This is a genomic window from Rothia sp. HMSC067H10, assembly GCF_001810635.1.
GTDB classification, from domain to species: domain Bacteria; phylum Actinomycetota; class Actinomycetes; order Actinomycetales; family Micrococcaceae; genus Rothia; species Rothia dentocariosa.
Genome location: NZ_KV802271.1, coordinates 67,754 through 82,516, shown reverse-complemented (window position 1 = coordinate 82,516; position 14,763 = coordinate 67,754). Strand labels below are relative to the sequence as shown.

Annotated in this window: 13 protein-coding genes; all 13 read left to right on the top strand. The window is 54.4% G+C overall.

Annotated elements, in window-relative coordinates; genetic code table 11:
• Positions 1-22 precede the first annotated feature (22 nt).
• The 13 genes from HMPREF2756_RS00395 (at position 23) to HMPREF2756_RS00335 (ending at position 14,661) form a co-directional block, all read left to right on the top strand.
• Positions 23-1,456, top strand: a complete 1,434-nt coding sequence (locus tag HMPREF2756_RS00395; protein ID WP_070617153.1) for a M50 family metallopeptidase — start codon at positions 23-25, stop codon at positions 1,454-1,456.
• Positions 1,457-1,681: 225 nt separating this feature from the next.
• On the top strand, positions 1,682-2,824 hold the full coding sequence (gene ispG / locus HMPREF2756_RS00390; RefSeq protein ID WP_080972543.1) for a flavodoxin-dependent (E)-4-hydroxy-3-methylbut-2-enyl-diphosphate synthase: 1,143 nt from the start codon (positions 1,682-1,684) through the stop codon (positions 2,822-2,824).
• 143 nt (positions 2,825-2,967) lie between these two features.
• Positions 2,968-3,954, top strand: coding sequence for a GNAT family N-acetyltransferase (locus tag HMPREF2756_RS00385; protein ID WP_070617151.1), 987 nt, complete (start codon positions 2,968-2,970; stop codon positions 3,952-3,954).
• A 163-nt stretch (positions 3,955-4,117) separates the two neighbouring features.
• Positions 4,118-5,935, top strand: coding sequence for a proline--tRNA ligase (locus tag HMPREF2756_RS00380; RefSeq protein WP_070617149.1), 1,818 nt, complete (start codon positions 4,118-4,120; stop codon positions 5,933-5,935).
• Positions 5,936-6,000: 65 nt separating this feature from the next.
• Positions 6,001-6,666, top strand: coding sequence for a ribosome maturation factor RimP (gene rimP / locus HMPREF2756_RS00375; protein ID WP_070617147.1), 666 nt, complete (start codon positions 6,001-6,003; stop codon positions 6,664-6,666).
• A 130-nt stretch (positions 6,667-6,796) separates the two neighbouring features.
• The gene (nusA, locus tag HMPREF2756_RS00370) at positions 6,797-7,834 is read left to right on the top strand and encodes a transcription termination factor NusA (protein ID WP_004006237.1); all 1,038 of its coding nucleotides are present in this window, start codon (positions 6,797-6,799) and stop codon (positions 7,832-7,834) included.
• 176 nt (positions 7,835-8,010) lie between these two features.
• A complete protein-coding gene (locus tag HMPREF2756_RS00365; protein WP_080556871.1) occupies positions 8,011-8,304 on the top strand; it encodes a YlxR family protein in 294 nt (97 codons plus the stop codon).
• Positions 8,305-8,534: 230 nt separating this feature from the next.
• Positions 8,535-11,333: a translation initiation factor IF-2 gene (infB, locus tag HMPREF2756_RS00360; RefSeq protein WP_070617145.1), complete on the top strand. Its 2,799-nt coding sequence runs from the start codon at positions 8,535-8,537 to the stop codon at positions 11,331-11,333.
• Between the two features lie 116 nt (positions 11,334-11,449).
• Positions 11,450-11,890, top strand: coding sequence for a 30S ribosome-binding factor RbfA (gene rbfA, locus HMPREF2756_RS00355; protein WP_210393477.1), 441 nt, complete (start codon positions 11,450-11,452; stop codon positions 11,888-11,890).
• A 4-nt stretch (positions 11,891-11,894) separates the two neighbouring features.
• Complete coding sequence (gene truB / locus HMPREF2756_RS00350; protein WP_070617140.1) at positions 11,895-12,977, top strand: tRNA pseudouridine(55) synthase TruB; 1,083 nt, start codon at positions 11,895-11,897, stop codon at positions 12,975-12,977.
• Positions 12,974-13,345, top strand: coding sequence for a hypothetical protein (locus tag HMPREF2756_RS00345; protein WP_070617137.1), 372 nt, complete (start codon positions 12,974-12,976; stop codon positions 13,343-13,345). The genes truB and HMPREF2756_RS00345 overlap by 4 nt, the downstream gene beginning before the upstream one ends.
• A 106-nt stretch (positions 13,346-13,451) precedes the next feature.
• The gene (locus HMPREF2756_RS00340) at positions 13,452-13,937 is read left to right on the top strand and encodes a hypothetical protein (protein ID WP_095343012.1); all 486 of its coding nucleotides are present in this window, start codon (positions 13,452-13,454) and stop codon (positions 13,935-13,937) included.
• Between the two features lie 28 nt (positions 13,938-13,965).
• Complete coding sequence (locus tag HMPREF2756_RS00335; protein WP_048778693.1) at positions 13,966-14,661, top strand: DUF4345 domain-containing protein; 696 nt, start codon at positions 13,966-13,968, stop codon at positions 14,659-14,661.
• Positions 14,662-14,763: the final 102 nt, after the last annotated feature.

The following is a 14,763-nucleotide window of genomic DNA, read 5'->3' as shown; positions in this document are numbered from 1 at the left end:
CCTTTTGTTGCGAAGGAGAAACGTGGAGATTCTGCTCTACGCCGCAGGCGTCATCATTATGGCGATAGCTATTGCACTGTCTATTGCTCTGCATGAGGTGGGACACCTGGTACCTGCGAAACTCTTTAAGGTTCGTGTACCGCAATATATGATTGGTTTCGGCAAAACTATTTTTTCGTTCCGCCGCGGTGAAACTGAGTACGGGTTTAAAGCTATTCCTTTAGGCGGATATATTTCGATGATCGGCATGTATCCGCCTGCGCCCGAACACGAGGAGCGTGCGAAACGGGCAATGGAGCATCCCACAGAGGGGAACGCCGAGGGTACCACTGGCGTGGAGGAAGAACATGAACCCGAGATCGAAACTCTTCGCGCCGGAACTACCAGCCCTTTTGGGTCTTTGGCGAATGCGGCCCGTGAGGCTGACTTAGAGCGCCTGAAACCCGGAGATGAAAATCGTCTGTTTTATAAACTTCCCGTGTATAAACGCATGATTATCATGCTGGGCGGGCCTAGCATGAACTTGCTCATCGGGATCGTATGCACCGCCATTCTCATCTGCGGTTTTGGAACCCTGTCTGCAACTAATAAAGTGGCATCGGTTTCCGATTGCGTGCCAAAAGCAACGATCACCGAAGACCGTATCTCATATTCCGAATGTACTGACTCTTCGGCACCGTCTCCCGCGAAAGCGGCAGGACTGCGTAAAGATGACCGTATAGTTGCTATCAACGGCAACCGCACGAGCACCTGGGAGCAGGTTTCTTCTAACATTCGTCAGGCAGGGAATAATACCGTAACCGTCACCATTGAACGCGATGGTTCTGAGCAGCAGCTCACCATGACCCCAGCGCTTTTGGAGCGTCCAGTCGTGGATGAAAAGACCCGAGAATATGTGCGTAACGACGATGGGTCGTTCAAGATGATGACCGGAGGCTTTATCGGTATCTCACCAACTTCGGAGATGGTTCCAGGCTCGTTGGGCGATGTTATGCCCAATGTGGGCGACACGCTGGGACGTATTGCACATTCCATGTGGTCGCTGCCGCAGCGCGTATGGGAGCTGGGGGTAAATCTCTTCTCTAATCAGGAACGCGATGCGAACTCCCCGGTATCCGTAGTGGGGGTAAGCCGGATTGCCGGTGAAGTGGCCTCGACAGACCGTATCGATCTGAAAGCAAAAACTGCGACCTTAGTCTCGCTGGTAGCCGGAATGAACCTGATGCTTTTCGCCTTCAACCTGCTTCCGCTTCTTCCCCTAGACGGAGGGCATGTTTTTGGTGCCCTGTGGGAGGCAATTCGACGTGGTTTCGCCAAGCTTACCCGCCGTGCCGATCCCGGTCCGTTTGACCCGGTCAAGCTTCTGCCGCTTACCTATGTTGTAGCGGGTGCTTTCATTCTGATGTCCATTGTGATTATTGCCGCCGACTTCATTAAACCCCTGCGGCTGTTCTAAATGGCGGAGCAAGCTATGCACCGCATAGCGTCTAGTGAGAATCGTGTACGCAAACGAATTGTGAGCGGGACTACCGCTTTTTCATCTCATCGTGATATTGCTCGCGGTTAGGGTATCCGTATTAGTGGTTCTGCACGCGACGGTGGCACAATAGGAAGCTGAGCGGCGCATCCCGCGCCCCAATTTTATGACATTTGGAGGATTGCCTTGTCGGTTAGCCTTGGTATGCCGAAGCCTGCCCCTGCGGTTCTTGCGCCCCGTCGCAAGACCCGTCAATTCAAGGTAGGTACCGTGGGCATCGGTTCCGAATCTCCCATTTCGGTACAGTCTATGACAACCACCAAGACCCACGATATCGGTTCAACCCTGCAGCAGATTGCCGAGCTAACCGCCGCCGGATGCGATATTGTGCGCGTGGCATGCCCGACCGATAAAGACGCTGAGGCACTACCCATCATCGCAAAGCAGTCTAATATTCCGGTGATCGCGGATATTCACTTTCAGCCCAAGTACGTGTATGCGGCTATTAAAGCCGGATGCGGCGCGGTGCGTGTGAATCCCGGTAACATTCGTAAATTCGATGACCAGGTAAAAGAGATCGCCGAGATGGCTTCCGAGCATGGTACCTCTATCCGCATCGGTGTGAATGCTGGTTCGCTTGATAAACGTCTGCTCGAAAAATATGGCCACGCTACCCCGGAGGCGCTGGTTGAGTCCGCTGTGTGGGAAGCCTCTCTCTTTGAGGAGCATGGGTTCCGCGATTTCAAGATTTCCGTTAAACACAACGACCCGGTGGTTATGGTTGAGGCATACCGGCAGCTTGCCGCACGCGGCGATTGGCCTTTGCACTTAGGCGTAACCGAAGCAGGTCCCGCGTTCCAGGGAACCATCAAGAGTTCGGTAGCATTCGGCACCCTCCTCTCTCAGGGGATTGGCGATACAATCCGTGTTTCGCTTTCGGCCCCTCCGGTGGAAGAAGTCAAGGTAGGAACCAAGATTCTGGAATCCCTTAACCTGCGCCCGCGCAAGCTCGACATTGTTTCGTGCCCCTCATGCGGTCGCGCCCAGGTGAATGTGTGGGAGCTCGCCGAAAACGTGACCAAGGGCTTGGAGCATATGAAGGTTCCGCTTCGCGTCGCCGTGATGGGATGCGTGGTGAACGGTCCAGGCGAGGCACGTGAAGCAGACTTAGGAGTGGCATCCGGTAACGGTAAGGGACAGATCTTTGTGAAAGGGGAAGTTATTAAAACCGTTCCCGAAGATCAGATCGTGGAAACCCTTCTTGAAGAGGCAACCCGTATTGCTGCCGAGATGGAAGCCTCGGGGGAGTACGTGCCCGAAGGCGCCCCCGCTGTTACCGTCAAATAGTACGGCTGTACCTCGTCCGTAGCGTTGAGTATAAACGCGACGAGTCTGAAATCTCTAAGCGCCTCGCCTTCAACGGACGCGGGGCGCTTAGCTGTGACACATTCAAAACCGCGATAGCTCTCTCGTTAGATAGAATCGAAAGCGTGCTCAAAAAGTTTTTCTCCTCATCCGCCCCCCAGGTGGTGGCTCTCGATCGGCGCGATGCAGATGCCCTCGAAGAGCTTCTCTATGCGGATACGCTGGGGAACCTCTACGCTATTGAGCATTACGATATTTACGGGCTGCCGCCAGCATCGGTATCCGGAGCACGCGTGACGGGGAATAAGCTGCCAGCACAGTATCGCGGGTTCGTGGGGATTTACGAAGATGGCATCTTGCTGAGCGCGCTGTTACTGGGCAGCAATACCGTTCCCATCTGGTTACCCGACGACGATCGAATGCGCTCACATGCCGAGGTTCTTGCTCACCTCATTTACCGTTCTCGGGGCAGAATTGAGTCTCTTTTTGGACCCAGTGAATGTGTACTTCCAATCTGGGAGCACTTGAGGAAACGCCTCGCGAGTCCTTTCTCTGTTCGGACGGTACAGCCGCTACTGTACCTGCCCCCAGAAAAAAATCTATTCTCACTCTATTTGGCCTCTCTGCCTGAACTGCCCGGCTATCTACCCTCGTTACAGTCGGTTCCGGAGAGCCCTGGAGGATATGTGCGTTGTACTGTTCTGTCAGATTACGATGATGTTCTGCCTGCCGCAGCCGCTATGTTCCATGAGGAAGTCGGTATTGAACCCATCGCACGGTACGGCAGCAACTACAGAAACCGTGTACGGTCGATGGTATCTGAAGGCAAAAACGTGATTGTCACTAACGATCTCGGCGTGGTGGTTTTCAAAGCTGATCTGGGTATATCGCATCTGGACGCTGCGCAGATACAGGGCGTTTGGGTGCACCCCGACTATCGCGGTCTGGGACTTGCGGCTCCGTTTCTTGCTGCGGCCTGTGAGCTTTTCCGAGAGAGGCACCCGCATCTGAGCCTCTACGTTAATAACTACAACGATCGGGCACTTTCTCTCTATCAGCGCACCGGATGGGAAGATATTGGGCAATATTCGACCATTATCCTTACTCGTTAGCGTCTGAAAATATACACGTTGGTCTTTTATACCAACTATGCTTCGCCTGTGAGCGCGGAAACCTATAGACTTGTTATATTATTCATCGCCGTTCGCCGCCGCTTTCGGTTTAAGGAATGTGGGATGCGGTGAAGGTCTAGTATCAAATCCAAGGAGAACACACATGGTACTTCGCTTGTCCAACCTCTTCGTGCGGACCCTGCGTGAAGATCCTGTAGACGCTGAGGTAGCAAGCCATAAGCTTTTAGTGCGCGCAGGTTATATTCGTCGTGCCGCTCCTGGCGTGTATACCTGGCTGCCCTTGGGTTTGAAAGTTCTGCGCAAGGTAGAAAATATCGTGCGTGAAGAAATGAACGCAATTGGAGCCCAAGAAGTTCTCTTCCCGGCATTGTTGCCGCGAGAACCCTATGAGGCAACTAACCGGTGGGAAGAATACGGTGATAATCTCTTTCGCCTGCAGGACCGCAAGGGCGCCGATATGCTTCTGGCGCCCACCCATGAGGAAATGTTCACTCTGTTGGTGAAAGACCTTTATTCCTCCTACAAGGATCTGCCGCTGTATATTTACCAGATCCAGAATAAGTACCGTGACGAGGCGCGACCCCGCGCCGGTTTGTTGCGTGGGCGCGAATTTGTCATGAAGGATTCCTACTCTTTTACTGTGGACGACGAAGGCTTGAATGAGGCTTACGAGGCCCACCGCGCCGCTTACCAGCGTATTTTTAACCGCTTGGGATTAGACACCGTCATAGTGACCGCGCAATCGGGTGCTATGGGTGGTTCACGCAGTGAAGAATTCCTGCATCCGACCCCTGTAGGTGAAGACACCTTTGTGCGTTCCGCCGGTGGCTACGCCGCAAATGTGGAGGCAGTCACCACCGTTGTGCCTGCAGATATTGATTTCACGGATACACCCGCAGCTATCGTGCTCGATACCCCCGAATCTCCCACGATTGAAACCCTCGTGGCTCAGATGAATGACTTGCACCCTCAGACGACCGGCGGTGAACTCACCGCTGAACAGACACTCAAATGTTTTGTGGGCGCAGTCATTACCCCCGCTGGGGAACGTAAGCTCTTTGCCGTGGGTGTACCCGGTGACCGCGAAGTCGATCTGGGACGCGTCGAGGTTAACATTGGTGCGCTCATGGGTATCGGTGGCGAGATCGAGGTTGAGGCTGCTTCTGAGGAGGATCTAAAGAAATTCCCGCAGCTCGTCAAGGGCTATATTGGCCCGGGTCTTACTCTCGATCAGCCTATGCTGGGCGAGAATACCGAAGAGCGTCAAACTGCTACCGGTATTCCGTTTTTCGTTGATCCGCGCGTGGTTCGCGGAACCTCATGGGTGACCGGCGCTAACGAGCACGGCAAACACGTGGCAAATCTCGTTTACGGGCGGGACTTTAGCGCAGACGGTACTTTGGAAGCGTGTGAAGTACGCGAAGGCGACCCAGCACCGGATGGCTCCGGACCGCTTATTGCCGCACGCGGCATTGAGATGGGACATATCTTCCAGCTTGGTCGTAAATACGCCGAGGCACTGGGCCTGAAAGTACTCGATCAGAACGGTAAACTCCAGACCGTGACGATGGGATCTTACGGCATTGGCGTAACCCGCGCGCTTGCCGCAATTGCTGAGGGCAATCATGACGAGAAGGGTCTGATTTGGCCGCGTAACTTGGCACCCGCCGATGTGCACATCGTCATCACGAATAAAGACACTCAATCCCACGAGTACGCAGAAACCTTGAGCGCGGAGCTTGAAGGCGTCGGGGTGCAGGTACTTTTGGACGACCGTCTGAAAACCAGCCCGGGCGTGAAATTCGGCGATGCAGAGCTTCTGGGCGTACCCACCATCTTAGTGATTGGCCGCGGGTTCAAAGACGGTACTCTGGAGCTCAAAGACCGGCGAAGAGAAGAGGCTCGCGATATTGCCGTATCGGATGCGGTGCGCGAAATCCTCGCCGAGATCCGCTCTTAGGTCCTATTCCCAGGCATAGACGCGTTCATCATCCTCGAAAAGATAATCGAGAAGAGAAGGAAGATATGGCGTATAAACCTAAACGGTCCGGTAAGAAAGACGGCGCCCCCAACGCTCGCTCCCGGCGTGCCGCATCACGAACCGCCAGGGGTGTGACTCGTCCCTTCGAATCCGCAGGGGCAGAAAAATCGGCACCGGCAAAAATTGGGACACGCTCTCTACATGAGGACGAGGTAAACGAAGCTATCAAACCTGTGCTCAGCGAGTTTTCGTTAGTGCTTGAAAGGATTAAGATCAGTGGTCCGGCAGCTAACCGAACGGTAGAAATTACCGTGGACTATACGGAAGATCGGACAGATTCCCTTTCTCTGGACAGCCTTGCGGAAATCTCGGGGGCTATCTCACAGGCTCTGGATAAAGCTGATGAGCACGATGAGTTCTTCCCCTACATGTTGGAAGTTTCCTCTCCCGGAGCTACCAGAGAACTCACCGAGCGCCGTCATTGGAAACGTGCTTGCACCCGACTTGTGGCGGTGACACAGACAGACGGCACGGAATACGTGGCTCGTCTTGACGAGATTACGGACGAGGGTCCTGTGCTTCGGCGTAAGAAACAGACTAAGAAAGGGCAGAAGCAGACGTACCATGACGCTGTGATTGTGCCCTGGGAAAATATTGGGCACGCTAATGTTGAAATTGATTTCAATTCTACTCAAGAGACTGTAGAATAGGTACAAAATAGGCTTTCTGTTTGTTTTTTCACACTCAACAAACATAAAGCAAACCGTTCGGGAGCCGGGGCGCAGAAAAAGCGTCCCGGCGCCGTGCTACAGGGAAAGGCTGAAGAGCGTGGACAACAATATGACGATCGACTTAGGCGTTCTGCATGCACTTGCAAAGCAACGAGGTCTCGTTTTGGAGGAACTGTTCTCGCTGGTTGAAAATGCTCTGGTGCTTGCCTATATGAAGCAGCCCGGCGCCATTAAAGGCTCCCGAGCCGTCATCGACCGAACTACCGGCGACTTCGCTATTCTTGCGCCGGAACTTGACGATGACAACCAGAAAATCGATGAGTTCGATGATACGCCCAATAACTTTGGGCGCATTGCTGCGGCAACGGTGCGTCAGGTTTTATCGCAGCGTCTGCGCGATGCCGAAGATGCATCCGTACTCGGTGAATTTAAAGACCGAGAAGGAACCTTAGCATCCGGCGTTATTCAGCAGGGGAATAATCCCCGCATGGTTCAAGTCGATTTGGGAACTATTGAGGCCGTACTCCCCGCGAATGAGCAGGTTCCCGGAGAACAATATCCCCACGGAACCCGTATTCGTGCATATCTCTTAGAGGCGCGCCGTGGTCAGAAGGGTCCTTCGATTGTGCTCTCGCGGTCGCATCCGAACTTGGTGCTTCGCCTATTTGAGCATGAGGTTCCAGAGATCGCCGACGGATCGGTCAAGATTAACTCCATTGCTCGCGAGGCAGGACATCGCTCGAAGATAGCGGTAAGCGCAACGAACCCCAGTATCAACGCTAAGGGTGCCTGCATCGGTGATATGGGCGCTCGCGTGCGTGCTGTTGCCGCTGAACTTAACGACGAGAAGATCGACATTGTTGATTACTCGACGGATCCTGCGGAGTTTATTACGGCTGCGCTCTCGCCCGCTAAGGTGACCGAAGTTATTATTGCGGACCCCCGCGAATATTCTGCTCGTGCGATTGTCCCCGATGAGCAGCTTTCGTTGGCAATCGGGCGGGAAGGCCAGAACGCGCGCCTTGCCGCGAAACTAACCGGCTGGCGTATCGACATTTTGGCAGAGTCAAAATATGCTCAGATTCGTGCTGAAGAAGAGGTAGCCGAGCGAGTAGCCCGCAGCCTTGATTTAGACGAAAACGAGTAGTAACCGGTATTCTAGTAGGAGTACCCTGTAGCCCCTGAAGGGTCTTCCGCATTCGTGAAACCGAATACGGACGTGACCCAGATGAGGGGCTACACTTAAGATGTGCGTTTGGTGCGTGCGCCCCAGTGGTGTGCCTAAACGACTGTGACAGTTTTGATGGGGAAGAGGGGAGAGCAATGAGTGAACCTCTCCGTACCTGTATTGGCTGTCGCCTCCGCGATAGTCCGCGGAATATGCTCCGTATCGTCCGTTTCGGCGGCGACGGAGAACGGATGCGCATCCTTCCGGATGTGCACCGCACCTTGCCCGGTCGCGGTGCGTGGCTGCATATGCGTGAATCCTGCCAGCAACAGGCTTTTCGTAAAAATGCTTTCGCCCGCGCCTTTAAAGTTTCAATTGCTCGCGCAGACCTTATGGTTTTGACCGAATACTTCGCTCAGCGCAAGCCCGAAACTACGGGCTATGAGTGAAACTCACATCCCTATAAGTCAACGAGTTTGACGACTTCTTGCAGATTACGAAAGCGAGTCAGAAAACTGATGGATATCTAATGAGTGCCGCGACATGAGTACCCATCTGTGCTCACACCCCGGCAAATTTATGCCCACGCGTGTGTTAGGCGTAACCGAGAGCCTAGTGCGCGCATACACACATCATTAGTGTTCGCACCGTCCTGGTGCGAGCCAGGACAGGAGAAAATTTGGCTAAGCCTCGCGTACACGAGATTGCTAAAGAACTTGGTGTAACGTCAAAAGAAGTTATTGCAAAACTAGCCGAACAAGGCGAATTCGTAAAGGGCGCATCCTCGACCCTTAACCCGCTCGTGGTTAAGAAACTGCGTGAAGCGTTCCCCGCCCCCGCTCAGGCACCTGAAAAAGCTGAAAAACCAACTAAAGCGTCAGGTAAATCTGCAGCTTCCACAGCTAAAACTGCTAGTGCTAAGCCCGCTGCTCCAAAGAAGTCGGCGGACGCGAAATCTGCCGTTAAACCTGCGGCACCGAAACCTGCCCCTAAACCGGGTGCAAAACCTGCAGCTAAATCTGCGGCTCCTAAGCCCGGTGCAAAGGGCGCCGCTAAATCTTCTTCGGGCCCTCGTCCGGGTAACAACCCCTTCTCCTCACAGCAGGGAATGGCCCGTCCAGAGGCTCCGAAACCTGCTGCTCCAAAGCCCGCACCGAAACCTGGTGCATCGGCTCCAAAACCGGGCCCGAAGCCTGGTCCTCGTCCGGGCAACAACCCCTTCTCCTCACAGCAGGGAATGAAACGACCCGAACGCGGAGAACAACGTTCTGGCGGTCCTCGTCCACCCCGCGGTCAGCGTTCAGGCAATAATGCCCCTCGTCCCGGCGGTGGGGGCAACGGTCCCCGTTCCGCATCGGGGTCGCGCTCGCACGCGCCTCGTTCCGGCGGCGGCAACCGTCCTAGCCCGTCCATTATGCCCTCCAAGGTCTCGAACGTCGGTTCCGGTCCCGGCGCACCCGGTGGTGGTGGCGGAGGCGGTAACCGTCGTGGCGGAGGCGGCTATAACCGCGGTCCTTCGCGTCCGGGTCCCGGTGGCCGTGGAAATGCACAGGGTGCTTTCGGCCGTGGCGGTTCTAAGCGTAAGAACCGTAAGTCGAAGGCAGCCCGCCGCAATGAAGTCGAGCAGATGAATGCACCCGCACCCGGTGGTGTGGTAGTACCTCGCGGTGATGGCTCGACTGAGGTTCGCCTGCGTCGCGGCGCGTCCATTATGGATTTTGCCGAGAAGATTGGCGCTAACCCGGCCTCGCTGATTACCGTGCTCTTCCACTTGGGCGAAATGGCTACTCAAACCCAGTCGCTCGATGAAGAAACCTTCGAGCTATTGGGCGCCGAGTTGGGGTACGTCGTAAAGATCGTGTCTCCTGAGGATGAAGAACGCGAGCTCTTGGAATCCTTTGACATCGACCTTGAAGCCGAAGCAGAGGCGGAAGGCGATGACGTTCTTGAAGTGCGTCCTCCGGTTGTGACTGTGATGGGTCACGTTGACCATGGTAAAACTCGACTGCTGGACGCTATTCGGAATACCAACGTCATTGAGGGTGAAGCTGGCGGCATTACCCAGCATATTGGTGCGTATCAGGTACACACCACCGTCGAAGGTGAAGACCGTGCGATTACCTTTATCGATACCCCCGGTCACGAGGCGTTTACCGCTATGCGTGCCCGCGGCGCGAAGGTTACCGACGTTGCCATTCTTGTGGTCGCTGCGGATGACGGCGTGATGCCGCAGACCGTTGAGGCCCTGAACCACGCTCAGGCGGCCGATGTGCCGATCGTCGTGGCTATCAACAAGATCGATAAGGAGGGCGCATCGCCCGATAAGGTCAAGGGCCAGCTGACCGAGTATGGTCTGGTACCTGAAGATTACGGTGGAGACACCATGTTCGTGAACGTTTCGGCTCGGAATGGCACGAACATTACCGAACTGCTTGAAGCCGTAACCTTGACTGCCGACGTTCTGGAACTGCGCGCTAACCCGAATAAGGAAGCTCGTGGCGTTGCCATTGAAGCGAACCTGGATAAGGGCCGCGGTGCGGTCTCCACCGTCTTGGTGCAGTCCGGTACTCTGCATGTGGGCGATGCGATTGTCGCCGGTGTGGCACACGGTCGCGTGCGCGCCATGTTCGACGAGAACGGTCATGCAGTGAAAGAAGCCGGTCCGTCCCGTCCCGTTCAGGTTCTGGGTCTTTCGACCGTGCCCCGTGCGGGAGATACCTTCCTCTCGACCGAAGAAGAGCGCACCGCACGCCAGATTGCTGAGAAGCGTGAGGCCGCAGACCGTAACGCACAGCTCGCGAAGCGTCGTAAGCGCGTAACCCTTGAATCCTTCGATGCCGCTGTGGCTGAGGGTAAGATGGATACCCTCAACCTGATTATTAAGGGTGACGTCTCCGGTGCTGTTGAAGCTCTGGAAGAGTCGCTCATGAAGATTGATGTGGGCGGCGACGAAGTTCAGCTGCGCGTCATCCACCGCGGTGTAGGTGCTATTACTCAGAACGATGTGAACCTGGCAACCGTGGACAACGCGGTGATCATTGGCTTCAACGTTCGTCCTGCAGAGCGTGTCTCTGAGCTTGCAGACCGCGAGGGCGTCGAGATGAAGTTCTACTCGGTCATCTACCGCGCGATTGAGGAAATCGAGCAGGCTGTCAAGGGCATGCTCAAACCCGAATACGAAGAGGTCGAACTCGGCTCGGCGGAGATCCGCGAAGTGTTCCGTTCCTCCAAGTGGGGTAACATCGCAGGTTCGATGGTCAAGAACGGCATTATCAAGCGTAATTCCAAGGCACGCCTGGTACGTGACGGTGTTGTGGTGTCAGAAGACCTCACCATCGAGTCGCTGCGTCGTTTCAAGGACGATGCTACCGAAGTACGTGAAGGGTTCGAGTGCGGTATTGGACTCGGTTCCTTCAACGACATCAAGGAAGGCGACGTCATCGAAACCTGGGAGATGCGCGAGAAGCCGCGCGTCTAAGACCCACAGAAACGCGCCCGCTCACCGTATCTCGCTTCGTTCCGGTTTTGTACCGGAAGATGCGGGATACGGGGCGGGCGCTTCCCCTATCTGTACATGACCACAAGGAGAAAACTATGGCTGATGCAGCACGTGCAGCCCGTCTCGCCGACCGTATTAAGGTGATTGTGGCGCAGGCGCTTGAACGCCGAGTCAAAGACCCCCGCCTCGGTTTTGTGACGGTTACCGATGCCCGGGTCACGAATGACCTGCAGCACGCAACCCTGTACTACACCGTATACGGTTCTGAAGAAGAACAAGAAAACACAAAAAGGGCGTTGGAATCCGCTAAGGGCATTTTGCGCTCTGAGGTGGGAAAAAATATTACCGCGCGTCTGACGCCAACCCTCACCTTCGTACCAGACGAAGTACCGGTTAACGCTTACCACCTCGAAGACCTCTTAAAGAAAACCCGTGAGCGCGATGCTGAACTTGCTGCCGCATCCGCAGGGGCCCAGTACGCGGGTGACGCTGACCCTTACAAGAAACCTGAACAGACCGAAGCAGCGGAAGACTAACACAGTGGCGAAAGCTCGGGGGCGCGGACCGTCAGGCCTACTGATGGTGAATAAACCTGCTGGCATGACGAGCCATGATGTAGTCTCGAAGATCCGCTGGATTGCCGGTACGCGGCGTGTTGGTCATGCAGGTACTCTTGATCCGGCGGCGACCGGCGTGTTGGTTTTAGGCTTGAATAAAGCGACAAAGCTTTTGACGTATTTAGTTGGTCAGGATAAAACTTATGAGGCTCGCCTGGTGTTAGGGGCCACAACTCTGACAGAGGACGCTGAGGGAGAGCTCACCGGGATTGCTCGCGCGGAGGCTGTGAGGGCTCTGACTCGGGAGAAGATTGAAAACGCCGTACGATCTTTGACGGGCGATATTATGCAGGTTCCCTCCGCCGTTTCGGCGATTAAGGTTAAGGGCGTGCGTTCTTATGCTCGGGTTCGTGACGGCGAGGATATTGAACTTCCCGCCCGAAAGGTCACGATTCATGAGGTCGCTATTCATGAGGTGCGCGATAGCGAACTTGATACTCGACTATATACTGTTGCCGAGGGGCTTGATGCTCCCGCGTGTGTACCAGTTGTTGAGGTAGATATTACGGTTTCCTGCTCTTCTGGAACCTATATTCGTGCTTTTGCTCGTGATGTGGGTAAAGCCCTGGGCGTTGGGGGCCATCTGAGTGCTTTGAACCGTATACGTGTAGGGAATGTGTATCAGCGTGAGGCGTTTGATTTAGCTGAACTCATGAAGGAACACGAGAACGCTGATGGGCCGCTAGACTTACCTGTACTTTCTCTTGAGGAGGCGGCACGTCGTCTGTTCAACGTTCGGCAGCTTACGACGCAAGAGGCGACCGATATTTCATTTGGTCGGCGCATTACAGTCAGTGAGGAAGGCTCAGATGCTCTTGTCTTAGGCACACAAAGCCCGGAATCTCAGCATGCCAATACCGAGGGGATAACTGCCGCATTTGCGCCGGACGGAACACTAGTGGCTCTTATAGAGAATGTGAAGTTTCGGGGAACCCGATGCGCGGCACCCGTGCTCGTATTTGAAGCAGGAATTGACTTCTCGCGGGAAGCGGGGGAGCGGCTATGATCGCTGGTTTGGACTGGTGGTTCTGGATTACTGTGGTACTCGGTACGTTATCGTGTCTGGCTTCTTTGGTACAGTATTTCCGTGGTTATGAACCCGATGACTATTCACAAGGTCCGATGCTTGTTCTTGAAGCGTTTTTAGTGGTGTACCTGGTAGGGTCGATCATCATGCAGGCTGTGGGACCGGGACCTCGTGGTGACTGGCTGGAGTATTACGGGTACCTCGTGACTGCCATGCTTATTCCCGCCGGCGCGTTCTTCTATTCTCTCAGCGAGCGTACGCGATGGGCGACTCTGCTACTGGCGGTTCCAGGGCCCGTGCTTATCGTGATGGTTTACCGAATGAATATGCTGTGGTATTACTATTAGACACAGGTTTTACTCCACATAGCTGGGGCACAGAGCCTGAATTATAGAGCAAGTACGCAAGCATCTAGAGACACCTTCTGCGCACACACCTTGGGAAGGACACGATGTGCATAATACTTTGAACCCTTGGGGTTCCCGCACCACAAAAGGCAATTCTAAATCCGATGCTGTTTCCTCAGCTGGCCATGCCTCCGGTCCGGGTAAAGTTATCGCTGTGGTGTACGGGATTTTTACATTGTCGGCGGGCGCTCGCGCGTGTTATCAGCTGATTCGTAAATTTGATGAGGCGCCTTTGGCGATTCTGCTTTCGCTTCTTTCCGCAATTATTTATGCTATTGCTGCTGTTTCTTTAGCAAAGCGTGGAGAACGTGCTAGGCAGCTTGCGGTTATCACCATCGTAGTGGAGCTTCTTGGCGTCCTTGGCATAGGAGTTTTCTCGTATGCCGCTCCGCAGTTTTTCCCTTTAGCATCCGTGTGGTCGCATTTCGGGCAGGGATATGGGTATATCCCCTTGGTACTGCCGGTGGTGGGGTTGTGGTGGCTGTACCGGGCAGCGCATCGCACTACGAACAGGTCGCAGAATTCTCGGTGAGGATAGCGAAAACTAAAAGGAGAGAACTATGACTCGTGATAAGAACTCGCAGAAGGCCGAGAAAAAACCACTTTCAACCTCTGAACCGGTAACTCAGCCGCAGCCGGTGATTTCAGCGCAGTCGGAGTATCCGCAGAAAGCGCGCACTGCGTCGGCTCAACAGCCTGCACAGAAAATCGGATCTGAATCCAGTGCTCAGAAATCTGCTCGCGGATCAAAAAATACTGCCCCTGCAGCATCGCAGAAAACGACGGCCGTGCGTACGGTGGAGGACGTCGCCAAGCCTCAGAACCAAGGGGTTTTTCGCGCTGTGACCGCACTTTATGGTGCTTTGGTTATGCTCTATGCGGGGTGGCAGATCTTCTCTGGCGCCCGTGCTGTGCCAGAGAATGATGCTCTGGCGGCAAATGCTTCTCTGGAATCAAATTATGCGTTTTTCGCCGCAATATACTTCGGTTTGGGGCTCTCATTCCTCGTTATCGCAGTGAAGTTCAAGTGGGTCAATATGCTGGTGATATCCTGTTTGGTGGTTTTCTTAGGCGGCGTGGGACGTATTATATCGTGGGCTACCCACGGTACCCCGCATTGGTCGCTGATCGTGCTGATGGTAACTGAGTTAGTCATTCCTCCATGCCTGTTGATTTGGTACGCCTGGATTAATAAGTCCAATAAGATTCGGCAGGATATGCTTCAGGCTTCGCAACAGGGTAAATCCTCTCGTTAACGTCGGATCTCGAAAATCCTTCAGGTTTATCGGGGTGGTAATTCTACATACGTCTTCAGACTGGTTTAGGATGTATAGGTACATTATTTCTTACCAGGAGAG